Origin of the sequence: Xenorhabdus cabanillasii (assembly GCF_003386665.1) — a bacterium.
Lineage (GTDB): Bacteria > Pseudomonadota > Gammaproteobacteria > Enterobacterales > Enterobacteriaceae > Xenorhabdus > Xenorhabdus cabanillasii.
Genome location: NZ_QTUB01000001.1, coordinates 2,786,439 through 2,804,753 on the forward strand (window position 1 = coordinate 2,786,439; position 18,315 = coordinate 2,804,753).

At 39.3% G+C, this 18,315-nt stretch carries 18 protein-coding genes, 1 pseudogene and 1 riboswitch; of the genes and pseudogenes, 8 read left to right on the forward strand and 11 right to left on the reverse strand.

Annotation, left to right across the window (positions count from 1 at the left end; genetic code table 11):
* Positions 1-2: 2 nt before the first annotated feature.
* The 3 genes from mnmA to rluE all read right to left on the reverse strand — a co-directional run bounded on the left by mnmA (position 3) and on the right by rluE (position 2,292).
* Positions 3-1,106, reverse strand: a complete 1,104-nt coding sequence (gene mnmA, locus BDD26_RS13070; protein WP_115826771.1) for a tRNA 2-thiouridine(34) synthase MnmA — start codon at positions 1,104-1,106, stop codon at positions 3-5.
* Positions 1,107-1,217: 111 nt separating this feature from the next.
* Positions 1,218-1,670 (reverse strand): NUDIX hydrolase, encoded by a 453-nt coding sequence (locus BDD26_RS13075; RefSeq protein ID WP_038269898.1) that lies wholly within the window; start codon positions 1,668-1,670, stop codon positions 1,218-1,220.
* Positions 1,663-2,292, reverse strand: coding sequence for a 23S rRNA pseudouridine(2457) synthase RluE (rluE, locus tag BDD26_RS13080; protein WP_038269859.1), 630 nt, complete (start codon positions 2,290-2,292; stop codon positions 1,663-1,665). Before rluE ends, BDD26_RS13075 begins: the two co-directional genes overlap by 8 nt.
* A 139-nt stretch (positions 2,293-2,431) precedes the next feature.
* Between rluE and icd the strand changes: the two genes are divergently transcribed.
* Together icd and BDD26_RS13090 are read left to right on the forward strand one after the other, a co-directional pair.
* The gene (gene icd / locus BDD26_RS13085) at positions 2,432-3,685 is read left to right on the forward strand and encodes an NADP-dependent isocitrate dehydrogenase (protein WP_115826772.1); all 1,254 of its coding nucleotides are present in this window, start codon (positions 2,432-2,434) and stop codon (positions 3,683-3,685) included.
* 327 nt (positions 3,686-4,012) lie between these two features.
* Complete coding sequence (locus BDD26_RS13090) at positions 4,013-4,411, forward strand: VOC family protein (RefSeq protein ID WP_115826773.1); 399 nt, start codon at positions 4,013-4,015, stop codon at positions 4,409-4,411.
* 204 nt (positions 4,412-4,615) lie between these two features.
* On the opposite strand, the gene BDD26_RS13095 is transcribed toward BDD26_RS13090, so the two are convergent.
* Together BDD26_RS13095 and BDD26_RS13100 are read right to left on the reverse strand one after the other, a co-directional pair.
* The gene (locus BDD26_RS13095; RefSeq protein WP_038269852.1) at positions 4,616-4,993 is read right to left on the reverse strand and encodes a hypothetical protein; all 378 of its coding nucleotides are present in this window, start codon (positions 4,991-4,993) and stop codon (positions 4,616-4,618) included.
* A gap of 113 nt (positions 4,994-5,106) precedes the next feature.
* A complete protein-coding gene (locus tag BDD26_RS13100) occupies positions 5,107-5,586 on the reverse strand; it encodes a PliI family lysozyme inhibitor of I-type lysozyme (RefSeq protein ID WP_115827561.1) in 480 nt (159 codons plus the stop codon).
* A 58-nt stretch (positions 5,587-5,644) separates the two neighbouring features.
* Between BDD26_RS13100 and BDD26_RS19580 the strand changes: the two genes are divergently transcribed.
* Positions 5,645-5,800 (forward strand): hypothetical protein, encoded by a 156-nt coding sequence (locus BDD26_RS19580; RefSeq protein ID WP_170140406.1) that lies wholly within the window; start codon positions 5,645-5,647, stop codon positions 5,798-5,800.
* 187 nt (positions 5,801-5,987) lie between these two features.
* On the opposite strand, the gene BDD26_RS19585 is transcribed toward BDD26_RS19580, so the two are convergent.
* A complete protein-coding gene (locus BDD26_RS19585; RefSeq protein WP_170140350.1) occupies positions 5,988-6,203 on the reverse strand; it encodes a hypothetical protein in 216 nt (71 codons plus the stop codon).
* Between the two features lie 782 nt (positions 6,204-6,985).
* Between BDD26_RS19585 and BDD26_RS13105 the strand changes: the two genes are divergently transcribed.
* Together BDD26_RS13105 and BDD26_RS13110 are read left to right on the forward strand one after the other, a co-directional pair.
* Positions 6,986-8,458, forward strand: a complete 1,473-nt coding sequence (locus BDD26_RS13105) for an alanine/glycine:cation symporter family protein (protein ID WP_115826774.1) — start codon at positions 6,986-6,988, stop codon at positions 8,456-8,458.
* Between the two features lie 180 nt (positions 8,459-8,638).
* Positions 8,639-9,470 (forward strand): annotated as a pseudogene (locus tag BDD26_RS13110) (N-acetylmuramoyl-L-alanine amidase).
* 107 nt (positions 9,471-9,577) lie between these two features.
* Here BDD26_RS13110 and BDD26_RS13115 read toward each other — a convergent pair.
* The gene (locus BDD26_RS13115) at positions 9,578-9,964 is read right to left on the reverse strand and encodes a helix-turn-helix domain-containing protein (protein WP_038269896.1); all 387 of its coding nucleotides are present in this window, start codon (positions 9,962-9,964) and stop codon (positions 9,578-9,580) included.
* 464 nt (positions 9,965-10,428) lie between these two features.
* Here BDD26_RS13115 and BDD26_RS13120 point away from each other — a divergent pair, with 464 nt between their 5' ends.
* From BDD26_RS13120 to thiD, 3 genes are all read left to right on the forward strand, one after another.
* The gene (locus tag BDD26_RS13120) at positions 10,429-11,790 is read left to right on the forward strand and encodes an amino acid permease (protein WP_038269843.1); all 1,362 of its coding nucleotides are present in this window, start codon (positions 10,429-10,431) and stop codon (positions 11,788-11,790) included.
* Between the two features lie 779 nt (positions 11,791-12,569).
* Entirely contained in the window at positions 12,570-12,779 is a 210-nt protein-coding gene (gene cspE / locus BDD26_RS13125) for a transcription antiterminator/RNA stability regulator CspE (protein WP_038269841.1), read from the forward strand.
* Positions 12,780-12,913: 134 nt separating this feature from the next.
* A riboswitch (TPP riboswitch) is annotated at positions 12,914-13,006 on the forward strand.
* A 40-nt stretch (positions 13,007-13,046) separates the two neighbouring features.
* A complete protein-coding gene (gene thiD / locus BDD26_RS13130; RefSeq protein WP_176551308.1) occupies positions 13,047-13,847 on the forward strand; it encodes a bifunctional hydroxymethylpyrimidine kinase/phosphomethylpyrimidine kinase in 801 nt (266 codons plus the stop codon).
* Positions 13,848-13,947: 100 nt separating this feature from the next.
* Here thiD and fbaB read toward each other — a convergent pair whose 3' ends face one another.
* The 4 genes from fbaB to baeR form a co-directional block, all read right to left on the reverse strand.
* Positions 13,948-14,997 carry a class I fructose-bisphosphate aldolase gene (gene fbaB, locus BDD26_RS13135; RefSeq protein WP_038269837.1) on the reverse strand — a complete coding sequence of 350 codons (1,050 nt, stop codon included), beginning with the start codon at positions 14,995-14,997 and terminating at the stop codon, positions 13,948-13,950.
* Between the two features lie 608 nt (positions 14,998-15,605).
* Complete coding sequence (trhP, locus tag BDD26_RS13140) at positions 15,606-16,997, reverse strand: prephenate-dependent tRNA uridine(34) hydroxylase TrhP (protein WP_115826775.1); 1,392 nt, start codon at positions 16,995-16,997, stop codon at positions 15,606-15,608.
* A 182-nt stretch (positions 16,998-17,179) separates the two neighbouring features.
* Positions 17,180-17,524 carry a YegP family protein gene (locus BDD26_RS13145; RefSeq protein ID WP_038269833.1) on the reverse strand — a complete coding sequence of 115 codons (345 nt, stop codon included), beginning with the start codon at positions 17,522-17,524 and terminating at the stop codon, positions 17,180-17,182.
* Between the two features lie 86 nt (positions 17,525-17,610).
* A complete protein-coding gene (gene baeR, locus BDD26_RS13150) occupies positions 17,611-18,309 on the reverse strand; it encodes an envelope stress response regulator BaeR (protein WP_115826776.1) in 699 nt (232 codons plus the stop codon).
* Positions 18,310-18,315: the final 6 nt, after the last annotated feature.

Genomic DNA, 18,315 nt, shown 5'->3' on the forward strand with positions numbered 1-18,315 from the left:
GATTACTCCTGTATACGTTGTTCGATTACACCACCGCCGAGACAAATGTCTCCCTGATAAAACACAGCTGATTGGCCGGGGGTGACAGCGGCAACGGGGCTATCAAAATGAACCTCAATTTTATCTTCACTCAAAGGAATGACGGTACAAGGGATATCCTGCTGACGATAGCGTGTTTTTACCACGCAGCGGATTTCTGTTTTCAATGGCTGGCGATCAACCCAATGAAGTTGTTGTGCAATTAAGCCGACAGACATCAGGCGGGGATGCTCATGCCCCTGAGCAACAATCAGCGTATTATTTTCAACATTTTTATCAACAACATACCAGGGTTCTTCATTGCCATTTTTAGTTCCTCCGATACCTAACCCTTTGCGCTGACCGAGTGTATGGTACATCAGGCCGGTATGTTGCCCGATAGTTTGTCCATCAACGGTAACAATCTGGCCGGGTTGGGCTGGCAGATAACGCCCCAGAAAATCACGGAACTTACGCTCACCAATAAAACAGATACCTGTGGAATCTTTTTTCTTTGCTGTAACCAGCCCGATTTCTTCGGCAATGCGGCGAACTTCAGGTTTCTCAAGTTCCCCGACTGGAAATAAACTTTTTGCAACCTGCTGGTGACTCAGGGTATATAAAAAATAGCTTTGATCTTTATTGCCATCTAGGCCACGAAGCAATTGGCTGACACCAGCCACATCCCGACGGCGGACGTAATGACCAGTTGCAATGTAATCAGCACTTAAGTCTTCTGCGGCAAATTCTAAGAATGCCTTGAACTTAATCTCTTTGTTGCAGAGAATATCTGGGTTTGGAGTTCTGCCTGCTTTGTATTCGGCAAGAAAATGTTCAAATACATTATCCCAATACTCGGCTGCAAAATTGATGGTGTGTAGTTCAATGCCCAATTTGTCACACACTGCCTGAGCATCGTTAAGGTCAGTGGCGGCTGAACAATATTCTTCATCGTCATCTTCTTCCCAGTTTTTCATAAACAGGCCAGCTACCTGATAACCCTGCTTTTGCAGTAAGTAAGCGGAAACGGATGAATCAACACCGCCGGACATTCCGACGATGACTTTTTTCTGGCTGTTATCTGGCATGGATATATCTCACTGCGGAAAAAAAATAAACGTAACACTGTAGCACGTTGGCAGGCAAGGTGCACCAAACGTCTTTACGCTCTTGTGATTTGCTTTCCATTTAATAAGAAATTATTTGGTAAAAGGTGGCCCATAGCTACCCAATATTGTTAATGGATAAACCTTATTTTCTAAATAACTCCGCACACTTTCAGCAACCAGCGGTGAGCGTAGTTGTGAACTATTGATGATTTCTTCTGCGCTGAGCCAATGACAGCAATGAATATCACTGTCCTGGGGAGCCGTGTTCACGGTTTTTTCCAGTTCAATCAGAAACAGAAAACGAATAAAAGGTATTCCATCAGGAGCGACCCATTGATGTAATTTCAGTAATGCTTGTGGCTTAGCACGAATACCGGTTTCTTCCCACAATTCGCGTTCAGCAGCTTCCAGTAACGTTTCATCAGCTTCAAGATGACCGGCAGGCTGATTCCAGAGAGGTTTACCATTGATAAGCTCTTCAACAACTAAGAATTGATTTTTTGCATGTACTATGCAGGCAACAGTGATATGTGGACTAAACAAAATCAATTTCCCTCCATTCTCCAGGGGACAGATCCCCCAATTGTAATGAACCCATACTGAAACGGATAAGACGTAATGTTGGAAAACCAATATGAGCTGTCATTCTACGTACCTGGCGATTACGACCTTCAAAAAGCGTAATTTTCAGCCAGCTCACCGGAATGTTTTTCCTTTCCCGAATTGGCGGTGTTCGTTCCCAAAGCCAGACGGGTTCCTCTACTAATTCCGCTCCGGCAGGGAGTGTTGCACCATCTTTCAGAATAATACCGTTGCGTAGCTTGTTAAGTACGGCTTCATCGGGTATTCCTTCTACTTGAACATAATAAACTTTGGCAGTTTTTTCCCTGGGCTGCGTTAATTTAGCTTGTAATTTTCCATCATTAGTTAAAACCAACAACCCTTCACTATCGCGATCCAGACGACCTGCTGCATAAACGTCATTAAAAGGAATAAAATTTTTTAACGTTGTTCTTCCCGTTTCGTCTGTGAATTGGGGGAGAACATCATAAGGTTTATTAAATATCAACACCCGACGGGGATCAGTAATGCTTTTTGAGGGAGCGCTATTTTTTCTTTGACTGAATCGATTAAGTTTGCGTTTTTTAATAGAGAAATTTGTCATGATAAGTTATTGCTCGAAATGAAGGGGATATTATACCTGAAATCTGTGCCCGTTGGCGTTTGCAGAATATTCAAGTAATATTGACACGTCCCTTACAAAAAATTAACAAGGCATTGCGCTTACTTGAAAGGAGAGGTTAATGGAAAGCAAAGTAGTTGTTCCGGCGGAAGGTGAAAAAATTACCATTGATACCAAAGGTAAATTAAATGTTCCGAATAACCCGGTAATCCCTTATATCGAAGGGGATGGTATTGGTGTTGATGTAACGCCGGTCATGCTGAAAGTTGTTGATGCTGCGGTTCAGAAAGCGTATAGCGGTGAGCGCAAAATTTCCTGGATGGAAATCTATACAGGAGAAAAATCTACCCATGTTTACGGTAAAGATGTTTGGTTACCGGATGAAACTCTGGATCTAATCCGTGAATATCGTGTTGCAATCAAAGGCCCCCTGACAACTCCGGTTGGTGGCGGCATTCGTTCTCTGAATGTTGCATTGCGTCAACAGTTAGATTTGTACGTCTGCCTGCGCCCGGTTCGTTACTATCAAGGTACGCCAAGCCCTGTTAAGCATCCTGAATTAACTGACATGGTTATTTTCCGTGAGAATGCGGAAGATATTTATGCCGGTATTGAATGGAAAGCGGGATCTGCGGAAGCTGATAAGGTCATCAAATTCTTGCAGAATGAAATGGGTGTTTCTAAAATCCGCTTCCCTCAGCAGTGTGGTATTGGCGTGAAACCATGCTCAGAAGAAGGCACTAAACGTTTGGTACGTTCTGCGATTGAATATGCGATTGATAATGACCGTGAATCAGTGACTTTGGTTCATAAAGGCAACATCATGAAATTTACCGAAGGTGCCTTTAAGGATTGGGGTTATGAATTAGCGCGTACTGAATTTGGTGGTGAGCTGCTGGATGGTGGTCCGTGGGTGAAGATCAAGAACCCTAAAACCGGTAAAGATATTATTATCAAGGACGTAATTGCAGACGCGTTCCTGCAACAGATCCTGCTGCGTCCTGCTGAATATGACGTTATCGCTTGTATGAACCTGAATGGTGACTACATTTCTGATGCGCTGGCGGCACAAGTAGGCGGTATCGGTATTGCTCCTGGTGCAAACATTGGTGATGAGTGTGCTCTGTTCGAAGCAACACATGGCACAGCACCTAAATATGCAGGGCAGGATAAAGTAAATCCGGGTTCAGTAATCCTCTCTGCTGAGATGATGCTGCGCCATATGGGATGGTTCGAAGCTGCTGATTTAATCGTTAAAGGAATGGAAGGTGCGATTGCCGCCAAGACGGTGACTTACGACTTCGAACGCCTGATGGAAGGTGCTAAGCTGATGAAATGTAGCGAGTTTGGTGATGCAATTATCTCTCATATGTAATAATTAATTATTTAACAAAATAGATAACGGGGGCTTAGTCGCTCCCGTTATCCATTTAACTAACTGAAAGCTACATCCTGTGGGCTTGGCTTTCAGTTAGTAATAAGTTGATAGTAATAAATTGATTGTGAAATGTATGGAAATATGACTTGAACTCAAGTTAACTTGAGGTTTTAGAGTATGCATATTCGTTAACGAAAATAAATAGGAAATATATTTTAATTTATTGATGAACTATTGAATTATATATAATTTCAAAATAAAAATAATCATCAGGCTGAAAATAAAATGCATAAATATTTTAAGTCAAGTCATAAGGAGAATGTAATGATCCCAAAATCAGCGGTATTAAGAGTTGCCAGGCCTACTGATAATCTTAAAGTTATTACTGATATGTATATTAATGGCTTAGGCTTTAAATTATTAGGTGAATTTCAGGGGCATAATGATTTTGATGGTTCTATAATTGGGCACGAAAAACATAATTATCATTTAGAATTTACTCATCATCATGGAACTACAGTCGGGCGCGCACCAACAAAAGATAATCTGCTGGTTTTTTATTTCAGTGAAAAGGGGGGTTGGGAGCAATGTTGTCAACGCATGATAGATGCTGGTTTTAAGGAGGTTTCATCGTACAATGATTATTGGGATATAGTTGGAAAAACTTTTGAAGATGTAGATGGTTATAGGGTTGTTCTTCAAAACAGTGAATGGACTGACTAAGAATTTTCTTTCACTAATGTAATTATTATTGAATTCACCGTTTAATAAATTTACACAAGCTAGTAGCAATTTTCATCATACTTGGAATATGATTTGCAGGCCGTACATATAAATATCAATTAACCCCGTTATAATTTTTCTCGCGATTAATATTCCAAAAGTAAATACTCAGAGAGCGACGAATTTTCGTCGCTCCAGAGATAATTACCGGGAATGCTGAGATAAGGTATGTTTTGTTTGGATCTTACAGTTTTCGACTGATTTAACGAGGGATTCGTCAAAGTGGCGGCTAGTTGGGAATGTTTGCTTATTCTTTCTGACTCCAATAACTGTTTGTTTGATTGATGCAACGAATTCATCTTTATTGGAATGAATTTCTTTAAGGTTTAATCCTTTTTTGTGTAGTAGATTGAGACTTTTCTGGGCTATTACATCTGGTGAATCATTAGTTTTGAATGCCTCAACAGAAGCCTTGCCAAACAAATCACAATAAGTTTCTGCGATCTTATCTATATTTGCCTGTGCGGCATAAGAAAAGAGTGAGAATAGGATCAAAAAAAGTGGTAATAAAAAACGTTTCATAAATTCCCCTATATCAGCAATACCGTGATAGCAGCGATAACATTAACAATAGTACATTATCTATCGTTTGCCTTGTATCTTTATGGTAACAGTGCGTATTGATTCGAACATGATCAGCGTTTCTGTTCTGTACACCGTTCTTTCTTACAATGGGTACGGAGTAATTTAATGAGATCATTTTTGCTATCAGTATTGATGCGAGTGAGTAATTTGACATTTTTATCAGTAACCTTGAGTGCATCAACTTCAAGATAGTTTCCTGAACCTGCGGTGAGTTTGGAGACGATTAGCTCCTTGGCTCCATCACCATCAATGTCTGCAAACATCACTCTTGGCTTACCATTATCTTCGAATAGCGAACCATTACGGGAAAAAACTGCGCCAGTACTAAAATCTGTCAGCTCCTGATCTTCGAAAACGGCAATGGAATAACTACCAATTGATGCACTTTCCAAGTCACCCGCTGAGATAACCGCAAATTTTTTATCAGGTAAATTAATCAATGTCCCATCTTTCGCAAAGGTTGTATGTGATAAAAATAGAGTGAGCAGAGTTAAGAGCACGGAAAACTTTATTCTCTTATCTATAATCATAGGTAATACCTCATTGATCATTGATTCGTGTCTTGCTTCAATGTGCAGATAGCAGAAGTTGAGAGTAGAAATTTATATCGTAGCATGGATTTCAAAAGCCGATAGTGTTGATGAAGAAAAGATAAATCGAGAAAATTATGCTGAGGAAATAGAACCAGAAGGGAAGGAGTTTAATATTAATTATTATTTTTTCTTATGTTTTATTGGGTTTTAAAAGATATGATTATGGGAATAAACGGGTGGGAAATATTTCATAATATAGGTGAATTTTACTGTAATTAATAAAAATTATTCTAGTGAAGATAGACTGTTATTTTATAAATGATTGCCTGAATATTATACTTTGATTGTTTTTAATTTGAAAATAGATAAAGTTAACGGGAGCAGAAACTCCCGTCTTATTAATTTTGACATATATCAAGCTCTATGTACTGTTTTTTTTCAATTTTTTCTACAATTTTGTTGTATTCTTTCCAGATAACAGATAATGGTGAGTTTAAGCAGCAAATAGAGATAGAACCGCCTGTTGCTGGATGATACTCATATTTCGACTTTCCTCTATATACCCGTTTTGGCAGAATATTGTCCGCTGGATTTTTTCTTTTTCTTTTTAACATCAATCATAACCTCACTAGCAGATTATCTGATGGCCAGATAGTGGAATATTAATATCTTACTAACTTGTTGTTTTTGTTTCCAATGTAAAAATAACAATTGAAAATCTTAATATGTAATGGTGGTTTTTTCCAATTATCACAGCATTAAAATTTAATAATCTCATTTGAAGAAAAATATTGCTGTATGTTTTCGCAAATTCAAGAGATTTCAATATTAAATTTTGTAATTATTTTAGTGTTTTTAATGAATGTTGTTATGGCTACGCGGGTAGAATAGAAGTATGGAGTGAGTTAAGAATAAACAACACACTTTGTGGCTGGCGTGAGTAACAAGCATCAATGAAAACATATTATTATGGGAGTTTTGTATTGCATTACGTTTTAAAATCTTTGTTGCCTTGTTTTTTAATTGTTGTGCTTATGTATAAAATTTGTTGATTATTATATGTGCATTAAATGTATTTGAGAGTACTGTAATGGGCAGTTTATCAATCGGGAATTGTGATTAAGAGGCTTAAAATTGGGCTGCGGGAACTAATGTAACTTAATGTTAATGTTCATAATTGCTAAAGTAAATGTAAAAAATTCATTAAAAGTTACCCATTGAAATAGATATTGTGTTACATTCTTTACGTTTTACTGGCTAGTATCTCTGTGTTTCATGCACAGAATTGTGTTACTTGTTAATTATTAAAGAATATTAAGCACAATAAATTCTCTATGGATACTACATTTATGGTCAGCTAATCTAATGTTTGCTAACTACGTAAGGGGAAAATATCTTGATGGATCTGATTAACAGCATTAACAGCATTCTTTGGGACTACGTATTAATATATTTGCTTTTGGGGGTTGGCCTTTACTTCACACTACGCTCTGGCTTCATACAGCTTCGTCATTTTGGTCACATGTTTTCAGTTCTGAAACATAGTAATAAATCAGATAGTTCAGGTATCTCATCTTTTCAGGCTTTATGTACCAGCCTTGCGGCACGTGTAGGAACAGGTAATCTTGCTGGGGTTGCAATTGCAATAACTGCTGGTGGCCCGGGGGCTATTTTTTGGATGTGGGTTGTTGCATTTATTGGTATGGCAACTTCTTTTGTGGAAAGCACGCTTGCCCAGTTGTACAAGACGAAAGACGATCAAGGAAATTATCGTGGTGGCCCTGCCTATTATATGGAGAAAGGGTTGAAGCAGCGATGGATGGGAATATTATTTTCTATTTTCCTTATTATCGCGTTTGGTCTTGTATTCAATGCTGTTCAGGCAAATTCAATTGCGGAAGCGGCTTCCTTTGCCTTCGATATTAAACCTTTGTATGTCGGTATTGTCTTAGTCATCATTAGTGGCATGATTATTTTCGGCGGATTGCGTTCAATCGCACGAGTTGCTGAATTCGTTGTGCCATTTATGGCGGGGGCTTATTTAATATTGGCATTTTGGGTTGTTGGCCACAATATTGAACGTATTCCTGATGTATTTGCATTAATTTTTAAAAGTGCCTTTGGTCTTCAGGAAGCGATAGCAGGAACATTGGGATATGGTATTTCCCAAGCTATGCTGCAAGGGGTGCAAAGGGGGCTGTTCTCGAATGAAGCGGGAATGGGTTCTGCACCAAATGCAGCGGCTTCTGCTTCTCCATATCCGCCACATCCTGCTTCTCAGGGATATGTACAGATGTTGGGGGTATTTATGGATACGATTGTTATCTGTAGTGCTACAGCAATCATTATCCTTTCTTCAGGTATCCTTAATGAGAATGTCACAGCTATCAGTGGAATTGAATTGACTCAACGCGCATTGTCATCTGCAGTTGGGCATTGGGGAACAACATTCGTTGCCATTGCTATTTTCTTCTTTGCCTTTACATCTATTATTGCTAACTATGCTTATGCTGAAAGTAATATGATATTCTTGGAGCGTAACCACACTGCAGGTTTGTTCATCTTACGTCTGGCTGCATTAGGTATGGTGATGTTTGGTACAATGGCAGATGTGCCATTAGTTTGGAATATGGCGAATATATCCATGGCTTGTATGGCTATTGTGAACCTGGTTGCTATTCTCTTGTTATCAGGCATTGCGATGAAATTGGCGAAGGATTATAACCAGCAAAGGAGAGCGGGTCAGTTGCCAACTTTTGATATCAATATGTATCCAGAAATTCAAAAGCAAGTTGAAGAAGGTATCTGGAATAAAGACTCAGTTCAGAATAACCAGAAGCGAGTTGAGATTAAGGCAGATATTCATTAATCAGTGTTGCTTACAATAACGAAGATAGTGGATATCGCTAAAAGCAGTAATTTATAAAATTAAGAAAATAAATGTATTAGCCGGATATTCTGTATTTAATTGATATCCGGCTTTTATTTTTATTGTAATTTCATCTACTATACGTAGCACATCATTCAATTTTTTTATTGTTTTAATATGATGAGAAAAATCTTAATAGGTGTATTCCTTACACTATTGGTTGGTTGCAGTCATAAAACCCCATTAGAAGAAAGAGATAATTATCTTATTGATCATTCTTATTCGTATTCGACCAGGCAGGACCTTGAATCGGTCAAATTTCTTGTGTTGCACTATACGGCACTGAATGATAGGAACTCTCTGCGAGTTTTGACGAATGGTAATGTCAGTGTTCAATATCTGATCCCATCTCAACCTAATTATAAGAATAATGAGCCGATTATCTTTCAATTATCCTCTGAGAAAGAAAAAGCCTGGCATGCAGGTAGAAGTGAGTGGAGAGGGTATAAGAATTTAAACAGTTATTCTATTGGCATAGAAATTGTCAATTGTGGTTTTAAGCAATATTTTATTAAAAAAAGAGTGGTGCATATATCACCCATCACAAATTGATGCCTTGATCAGGTTGGCAAAAGATATCATTCGCAGGAATAAAATCGAGGCAGTAAATGTGGTTGGTCATTCTGATATCGCACCACTTCGGAAAGAAGATCCCGGTCCTGTTTTTCCGTGGCGGGAGCTTTATGAGCAAGGTATTGGTGCTTGGCCTGATCTTACTACAGTAAATAGATATTTAGCTAACAGATTGCCAGATACTCTGGTTCCTGTTATTGGAATACAAAAAGCCTTGGCTGCTTATGGCTATTCCATTCCCCAGACAGGTTTTCTGGATGAAGATACTCAGAAGGTAATTCAGGTGTTTCAGATGCATTTTCGTCCGTCAGATATTCGGGGTAATCCCGATGCAGAAACTGAAGCGATAGCTTTGGCATTAATCGAAAAATATAAATGAAATGATAATGAATGTAGTAGCAGTACCACGCTCTCTTACGACTGAGAGAGATTAAGGCTGGTAATATTGCGGCCTGACGTCAATATCTGGCCGCAAAATAGCGTGTTTCATGATTGGCAATTGTAAGTCAGATGCAGAGGAAGTTTAACTTCAAGCTCTGTATCTGTACTTTGACGAAAGTCGTAAGGTGTAATGCCATATTCTTTACGGAACATATAAGTAAAGTGAGATTGAGAGCCGAAGCCAAAATCCAGGGCGATATCAAAAATGGGTAGGGAGCTGTTCTTCAGAAGGTGCACAGCACCCGCTAATCGACGTTGGCGTATATATTTACCAAGCGATATTCCGGTGACTTCCTTGAATATTTTCTGCATGTGCCAAAGCGAATAGCCAGAGTAAGCAGCAAGTTCTTCAAGATGGATGACTCGCCCAAGGTGATTTTCTATCCATTTACTTAGTGCGCATACAAGTGCTAAGTGATTATCCTGTGGCATTACAATTATAAATTGGTTAAAGGTGAGAGGAAGTATACACAACTTTTTTTCAAGATTTTAGTTTTATGCTTAATAGATAATAATACGCCTAATTTTATGCTTATTGGATCTGGATATGTATTACAAGCATTGTGATAGAAGATTTGAATTAGAAAGCTGCACTATTATCCAATATTTGCTTTTTTGATATACATCCCAATAATTCTCTTGCAAGTATGTATGTAAACATTCATTTTCGGTATTCATTCTTCGTAAATGATGCTTTAATATTCACTTGATTTGAATGAGTAAACTAATTATTGGATTAAAATCAGAATCTGTCTTGGTAGCAACCACACCAGGGTAGTTTGGCTACGGCAGATCACATAATGATAGAGGAAATATAAGGTTTCTTCGGTCTGTTCAGGTCCACAACAACAAATAAAACAGTTTAAACCGGTTCCAAGCATCATAAAGAGGACTAGATGACAGGACAAATAGAACAATCTACGCTTAAGCGTGGTTTAAAGAACAGGCATATCCAGCTTATTGCTCTCGGTGGCTCAGTAGGAACAGGGTTATTTTTGGGCATTGCTCAAACGATAAAAATGGCCGGGCCTTCGGTTCTTCTTGGGTATGCCATTAGTGGATTTATTGCATTTTTGATAATGCGTCAATTGGGTGAAATGGTTGTTGAAGAGCCGGTAGCGGGTTCGTTTAGCCACTTTGCTTATAAATATTGGGGTAATTTTGCGGGTTTTCTGTCCGGTTGGAATTATTGGGCAATGTTTATACTTGTCGGGATGGCGGAACTCACCGCTGTTGGTATGTATATCCAGTATTGGTGGCCTGAAACTCCAACATGGGTTTCTGCTGCGATATTCTTTGTGCTGATTAATGCCGTAAATCTGATTAATGTCAGGTTATATGGGGAAGCTGAGTTCTGGTTCTCTATTATCAAAGTTGCAGCTATCATCGGAATGATCCTTTTTGGTTCTTATCTGCTCATTTCCGGCACGGGAGGGCCACAGGCCAGTGTAACCAACTTATGGCAGCAGGGCGGTTTTATGCCTAATGGCGTTGTCGGCCTGATTATGGCAATGGCCGTTATCATGTTTTCATTTGGTGGCTTGGAAACTGTCGGGATCACTGCGGCAGAGGCTGAAAATCCAGAAGTTAATATACCAAAGGCAACTAATCAGGTTGTTTATCGTATTCTGCTATTTTATATCGGTTCGTTGTTCATTTTGCTCTCTCTCTATCCGTGGAAGGATGTTGTGGAGGGAGGCAGTCCATTTGTTTTGATTTTCCATAATCTGAATAGTTTTTGGGTCGCAAATGTTCTGAATATTGTTGTATTGACTGCGGCGTTGTCTGTTTATAACAGTGGTGTTTATTGTAATAGCCGGATGTTGTATGGTCTGGCGAAACAAGGTAATGCACCGAGTATTTTGACTAAAGTGAACAAGCGTAGTGTTCCCGTTTTGTCAATTGGATTGTCGGCGTTGGCTACATCAATAGGCGTATTGATTAACTATATTATGCCTGGTAAAGCATTTGAGCTTTTGATGGCATTGGTAGTTACAACGCTGGTGATTAACTGGATTATGATCTGTATATCACACTTGAAATTTCGCGCTGCAAAAAATGCAGAAGGTGTTAAGACAAAATTCCAGGCATTTTGGTATCCATTTGGTAATTTTCTCTGTTTGATTTTCTTGGCTTTCATTCTTGTTATTATTCTGACGATGCCTGATATACGTGTATCAGTTATCCTGATGCCGTTTTGGATCGGAATATTATGGGTAGGTTATTTATCTTCCAAATCAAATAAGGTCAAGGCATAAATTGTTTTGCTGAAAATGCGTACACTTTTCCAGCCGGGCATTATGCTCGGCTGATTTTTATAATGAAACCAATTTTATTAGAGCGTTATGACAAAGTGTTATTTAAGCAAAAGAAAATCGTTTAAAAAAATACCTACAAAATTGCATATAAAATGAATGTTATCCTATAATGATATTTACTGTAGGTTGATATCTGGACAATTTGTTATTTAAAGTTCAGTCACTCCGGTGTTATAAACATTATGTAATCATCTGACATATTGCTAGAATAGCTGGAGTTTAAAAGTTGAAGTATGAGTGTTTTAATTGAACAATATTTAATAAAGGCTAAACAAAACGTAAACTAGCCAAATTTGGAGTAATCATATTTTACTTTCAGGCATTAACATAAAATTAGCTATCATTTTATTGCTTCTTCAATTTATTTTAAAAGTTATAACTCTCTAGAGTACCTCTTAATAGGTGTAGAAAACAGAATTATATATTAAATAAGTAAAAATCATTTCATTAAGTTAATGTTTTATTTTTCTGCTAATTCATGTGGTTATGTAATATAAATGCTTTCGGACAATATTAAATCAGAATAGATATTAAGAATTTAAAATATGTGCGTTAGCTCGTGCACCTGAAAAAAATGGCTTGCGATTATATAAAGAGTATGTAATAAAACACCTGGGTAAACGAAGTACTGTTTCTGTTAATGAATAGCAGCAACGAATACTGGTTTGTTTCTTTTTATGTCAATCGGCGAATAAAGTGATTCAAAGGAAATTTTTGAAATGGCAAAAATCACTGGTACTGTGAAGTGGTTCAACGAGTCTAAAGGTTTTGGTTTTATTACTCCAGCTGATGGCAGCAAAGATGTATTTGTACATTTTTCTGCAATTATGAAAGATGGATTTAAAACATTGTCTGAAGGCCAACAAGTTGAGTTTGAAATTCAGGATGGCCCTAAAGGTCCAGCCGCTGCAAATGTCACGACTTTATAGTAAGAAGTAGTAACAAATTTATTTTAGCTGGTATGTTGGTGGCTGGCTGAATATATCTATCGTTAACCTTTTCCATTCATTAACGATAACGTATTGCAAATATCACTCTATTGGGATACTAATAGAGTGATTTTTATTTTGGCTCGGGGCGTTCTTAAATGAACTGAGAAGTACCCGTATTACCTGATCTGGATAATGCCAGCGTAGGGAAGTCTTGGTATCTCTGGTTTGATATCCGCTTTTCTTGGGCTGGTGGCAGGAACTACCATCATGAGAATTAATTCATTGACCATTGCAGGAACCGATCCTAGCGGTGGTGCCGGCATTCAAGCTGATCTAAAAACATTTTCTGCACTTGGCGTATATGGAACGACTGTAATAACAGCTCTTGTTGCGCAAAATACAACAGGAGTGCAGACAGTTTACAATATTGAACCCTGCTTTATTTCTGCTCAACTTGAATCTGTACTTTCAGATGTCAGAATAGATAGTGTTAAGATCGGCATGTTGTCTAATTCTGCCAACGTTCATGTCGTTTCAGAAGTTTTCCACCGTTATCCGGTTCCTTATATCGTGTTAGATACCGTTATGCTGGCAAAGAGCGGTGATCCTTTATTATCGCAGGAAGCGGTAAAAGCGATGACGGAATTATTGTTGCCAACTGTCTCTTTGATTACACCAAATTTACCCGAAGCCGCAACATTATTGAAATGCTCTCTTGCTGAAACAGAAGCTGAAATGTTGCGACAAGGACGCGAGCTATTATCAATGGGATGCCAGGCTGTTTTATTAAAAGGAGGGCATTTGGACAATGGAGAAAGTCCGGATTGGTTGTTTACGTCTGAAGGGGAGTGGCGTTTTACGGCACCCAGAGTTAATACACGCCATACACACGGAACTGGTTGTACGTTGTCGGCTGCTCTTACAGCACTGCGGCCGCGTTATGCCGATTGGCAGAGTACAATACCCGTGGCAAAGGCCTATTTGCAGAATGCTTTAATGCAGGCAGATACGCTAAATGTCGGGAAAGGAATAGGGCCTGTGCATCATTTTCATCAGTGGTGGTAAGAAATAGCCGTAGGAATTATCACAATAATATCGTGGTAGTGTGATTCAAAATGGGGATATGAAATCCCCATTTCTAATACAGTAAATTAAGCAAATTCTATCAGGCGATGGTGACGCTCTTGTCAAGATAGACATCCTGAACAGAATGGATCAGTGAAACGCCTTCTTTCATTGATTTCTTAAATGCCTTGCGTCCCAGGATCAGTCCCATACCTCCGGCACGTTTGTTGATGACTGCGGTACGCACAGAATCACTCAGATCATTCACCCCCGAAGCTCCGCCAGAATTGATCAGGCCTGCACGTCCCATATAGCAGTTGGCGAGTTGATAGCGAACCAAGTCGATAGGGTGATCTGTTGTTAGATCAGTGTAGACACGTTTATCTGTGTGCCCGAAACTGATTGCGGTATATCCGCCATTGGTTTCTGCCATTTTTTGTTTAACGATATCTGCGCCGATAGTCGCTGCCAGATGGTTTGCCTGACCAGTTAAGTCGGCACTTGTATGGTAATCAACGCCATCTTTTTTGAAAGCTGAATTGCGTAAATAAGCCCACAGCACAGTTACCATACCTAATTCATGCGCTCGTTCGAAAGCGGCAGAAATTTCCTCTATCTGGCGGCGTGATTCGGGAGAGCCGTAATAAATCGTAGCACCAACTGCAACTGCCCCCATATTAAACGCTTGCTCAACGCTGGCATACAAGGTTTGGTCATATTGAGCTGGATAGGTCAGCGTCTCGTTGTGATTAAGTTTCACCAAAAACGGAATCTTATGGGCATAGCGGCGGGAGACAGATGCCAGAACACCATAAGTTGAGGCAACACAGTTACATCCTGCTTCGATTGCTAATTCAACAATATTTTTAGGATCAAAATAGAGTGGGTTGGTTGCAAAAGAAGCACTTGCCGAGTGTTCAACACCTTGATCGACTGGCAAAATTGAAAGATAGCCAGTTCCAGCCAGGCGCCCGTGATTAAACAAAGTTTGCATTGAGCGCAACACAGAGTTTGGCCGATTATTTTCAACCATTACACGATCGACAAAATCTGTGCCTGGGAGGTAAAGATTTTCATGTGAAATGGTATTGCATTGATGTTGCAATAAACTTTCTGCGTCTTTTCCTAACAACTTCACTATATCAGTCATGTTTAACTCCAGTTTGCAAAAGGCGCTACTGATTGTTGTTTATATTTGTACTGAGTACAAGATAAGCAGAGAGGGAAACTGTAGTGGATCGCTTCAGTCGAAGCTATTTTTTACAGTTAATGCTATGTTTATTAAAATTTCACTATTCCATACCCGTTATGCAGGTGTGTGCAATGAAATAATGTTGGGGCAATCTGTTGTGAATAAGTATTTCAGCGCGTTTTTGGATCTGCCAATCGAAAATATATTTCTCTAAAAATGCCTTCAGTAATTTGAATAATATTTATCTGAGATGGTTTTTTTATTTACAATTAATTTTGTTATTAAATATGCGTCAATTTTGGCAAAAAGAAATCCAATAATTATTAATTTAATCAATGATTGCTGATGTTTGATGTTATGGTTAATTGTTTGAATTTAAATCATTTTATATAAAAGAAAAAGGCTAGCCCAAGGGAGATTGAGCTAGCCAAGGAGGTGGTTCCTAGTCTTACAGTGAAACTTTTTTAGTTCTTCATTTTTCAGAGCTGATAATACGAGAAATAAAATAGTATTGATGTGATCTGTTTCTAAAAAAATGGAACTATTTCTTTAAAATCCATGCCAGATTATTTTAAAAGATCCGTTTTCACATGCGGTGCTCTGGTATTACCTCCTTTTAAATTGCGGATCAGCAGAGCATAATTCAGTTCAATTTCTACAGGAACAGGCAGATAAACGATGTGACCATCCCCCGGCGCGACTTCGATGGGCTGGCCTTTTTTGTTTGTCATTGATGTCAGCATAAAGTTGATATTGCCCGCTGGGGTCATAACCTCAAGGCTGTCACCAACGAAAAATTTGTTTTTTACTGCCACCTCTGCCAGACCATTGACCCGGTTGCCGGTAAATTCTCCGACAAATTGCTGTGTGTCTGATACTGAATAACCATATTCATAAGTCTGGTAAGCATCGTGAGTATGACGGCGCAAAAAGCCTTCTGTATAACCTCGATGTGCCAAACCTTCCAGTGTGCTCATCAATGTAGGATCGAAAGGTTTTCCAGCCACTGCATCATCAATGGCACGGCGATATACCTGAGCAGTTCGGGCACAATAGTAGAAAGATTTTGTGCGGCCTTCTATTTTCAATGAATGAACGCCCATTTTGGTCAGTCGTTCTACATGCTCAATTGCACGTAAGTCCTTAGAGTTCATAATATAGGTGCCATGTTCATCTTCAAATGCACTCATATACTCACCGGGACGTCTGGCTTCTTCGATCATGAATACTTTGTCTGTCGGGGCACCTTCTCCCAGAGTTGGCTCAACATTTTTAACCGGAATATTTTTAACCATAATAGGATCATGGATATGGACGATATTTCCGACTTCATCTTCTTTTCCTTCCTGCACATTATATTCCCAGCGGCAGGCGTTGGTGCAGGTGCCCTGATTGGGATCACGTTTGTTGATATAGCCTGATAACAGACAACGTCCAGAGTAGGCCATACAGAGTGCGCCATGAACAAAAACTTCAAGCTCCATTGCAGGAACCTGTTGACGGATTTCGGCAATTTCTTCCAGTGAAAGCTCACGGGAGAGAATAACTCGTGTTAATCCCATTTGTTTCCAGAACTTCACCGTCGCCCAGTTAACGGCATTCGCTTGTACGGAAAGGTGAATATCTATCTCAGGGAAGGCTTCACGTACCATCATAATTAAGCCGGGATCGGACATAATCAGTGCATCAGGCCCCATTTCAATGACAGGTTTTAAATCGCGAATAAAGGTTTTTAGTTTTGCATTATGCGGTGCGATATTAACTACAACATAAAAACGCTTGCCCAATGCATGTGCCTCTTTAATTCCTTGAGCCAGTGTTTCATGATTAAATTCGTTGTTACGAACACGAAGGCTGTAACGGGGCTGACCGGCATAAATGGCATCCGCGCCATAGGCAAAAGCATAGCGCATGTTTTTCAAGGAGCCGGCGGGAGAAAGTAGTTCTGGAGTAAACATATTGTTAACGTTCTCAGTCTGAGTTCAAATCAGACCTCACCCTATCTGTTTATCATTACTAAGGGTAAGGTTAAAGGAGAAGGATTTTAGCGCTTATTCTGCTGATGACACAAACTTATTGTGGAGATGGGGAAACAGAAATGGGGAAAGAAGCAGAAACGCGCCGGTAACGGCGCAGTTAATTAATTACGTTTGGTCAAATCCCGCACTTTATCTGTTGCCCCGATCTTCATGACAGACTGTATGCCTTTCTTCATCGCGGTTTCATTACCGTAAGATTCACTGATTCCAATAATCTGGTGATTTCTTGCCTTTAAGACAAAATAGCTTTTGCCAGACTTATTCTTTCTTACTTCATGACGAGTTTTGTCCGGAGAGTTGACCTGTACCGAGTAGATACCTTTATTAGCAGCAGCTTTAGTGGTGTACATTTCACTGCTGAGAATAATGTCACCGTTTGCTGCTACCAGATTGAAATAAAATTGCCCGTTCTTTGCTTTCTTAAGATCATAGTGCCCAGTAGCCATAAGAAATTCTCCTGATTGGGTAATTATCAGCTTAAGTTTAGCTTGAAATTTATTCAGGTGGATTTTTTTTAACAAAAATTAGGTAGTCACATCAGACGGCAAATTTCGGCTTCCCAGCGGTATCCCAGGCCATAAATTGAGCGAATAAAAGATTTATCTTCGTCTAATTGTTCTAATTTTCTGCGTAAGTTTTTGATATGGCTATCGATAGTACGATCATTAACAATACGATGATCGTTATAGAGATTATTCAGTAGCTGATCACGGGAAAAGACCCGCCCAGGCTGGCTGGATATTATCTTAAGTAACCGGAATTCAACCGGTGTCAGATCCAGAACCCGTTCAAGATAGCGAGCTTGAAAATGATTTTCATCAATTGTCAGAGCTCCTTGTTCGCTAATGATATCTTGTGGGCGATAACAGCGACGTAAAATCGTTTTCACTCTGGCAACTATTTCTCGTGGGCTATAAGGCTTACAAACATAATCATCCGCACCGATTTCCAGCCCTAACAGGCGGTCAATCTCCTCTGTTTTGGCTGTCATCATGATGATGGGAATATCAGAAAATTTGCGGATTTCCCTACAGACTGACAAACCATCAAGCCCGGGCAGCATAAGATCGAGCAGGATGATATCGGGTTGGTGTCGCTGGACATGAGCAATCACTTCATCACCACGTACCAACCATTGTGTTTGATAATTTGCAGTTTGTAGATAATCAACAAGTAACTGCCCCAGTTTGGGTTCATCTTCCACGATCAGAACGGTATATTGTGCACTCATTATTCT

What these genes read in the sequence shown, in the direction of transcription:
- mnmA (WP_115826771.1), bottom strand. Translation starts at nt 1,106, where the DNA reads ATGCCAGATAACAGCCAGAAAAAAGTCATCGTCGGAATGTCCGGCGGT.
- rluE (WP_038269859.1), bottom strand. Translation starts at nt 2,292, where the DNA reads ATGACAAATTTCTCTATTAAAAAACGCAAACTTAATCGATTCAGTCAA.
- icd (WP_115826772.1), top strand. Translation starts at nt 2,432, where the DNA reads ATGGAAAGCAAAGTAGTTGTTCCGGCGGAAGGTGAAAAAATTACCATT.
- BDD26_RS13090 (WP_115826773.1), top strand. Translation starts at nt 4,013, where the DNA reads ATGATCCCAAAATCAGCGGTATTAAGAGTTGCCAGGCCTACTGATAAT.
- BDD26_RS13095 (WP_038269852.1), bottom strand. Translation starts at nt 4,993, where the DNA reads ATGAAACGTTTTTTATTACCACTTTTTTTGATCCTATTCTCACTCTTT.
- BDD26_RS13100 (WP_115827561.1), bottom strand. Translation starts at nt 5,586, where the DNA reads ATGATTATAGATAAGAGAATAAAGTTTTCCGTGCTCTTAACTCTGCTC.
- BDD26_RS19585 (WP_170140350.1), bottom strand. Translation starts at nt 6,203, where the DNA reads ATGTTAAAAAGAAAAAGAAAAAATCCAGCGGACAATATTCTGCCAAAA.
- BDD26_RS13115 (WP_038269896.1), bottom strand. Translation starts at nt 9,964, where the DNA reads ATGCCACAGGATAATCACTTAGCACTTGTATGCGCACTAAGTAAATGG.
- BDD26_RS13120 (WP_038269843.1), top strand. Translation starts at nt 10,429, where the DNA reads ATGACAGGACAAATAGAACAATCTACGCTTAAGCGTGGTTTAAAGAAC.
- cspE (WP_038269841.1), top strand. Translation starts at nt 12,570, where the DNA reads ATGGCAAAAATCACTGGTACTGTGAAGTGGTTCAACGAGTCTAAAGGT.
- fbaB (WP_038269837.1), bottom strand. Translation starts at nt 14,997, where the DNA reads ATGACTGATATAGTGAAGTTGTTAGGAAAAGACGCAGAAAGTTTATTG.
- trhP (WP_115826775.1), bottom strand. Translation starts at nt 16,997, where the DNA reads ATGTTTACTCCAGAACTACTTTCTCCCGCCGGCTCCTTGAAAAACATG.
- BDD26_RS13145 (WP_038269833.1), bottom strand. Translation starts at nt 17,524, where the DNA reads ATGGCTACTGGGCACTATGATCTTAAGAAAGCAAAGAACGGGCAATTT.
- baeR (WP_115826776.1), bottom strand. Translation starts at nt 18,309, where the DNA reads ATGAGTGCACAATATACCGTTCTGATCGTGGAAGATGAACCCAAACTG.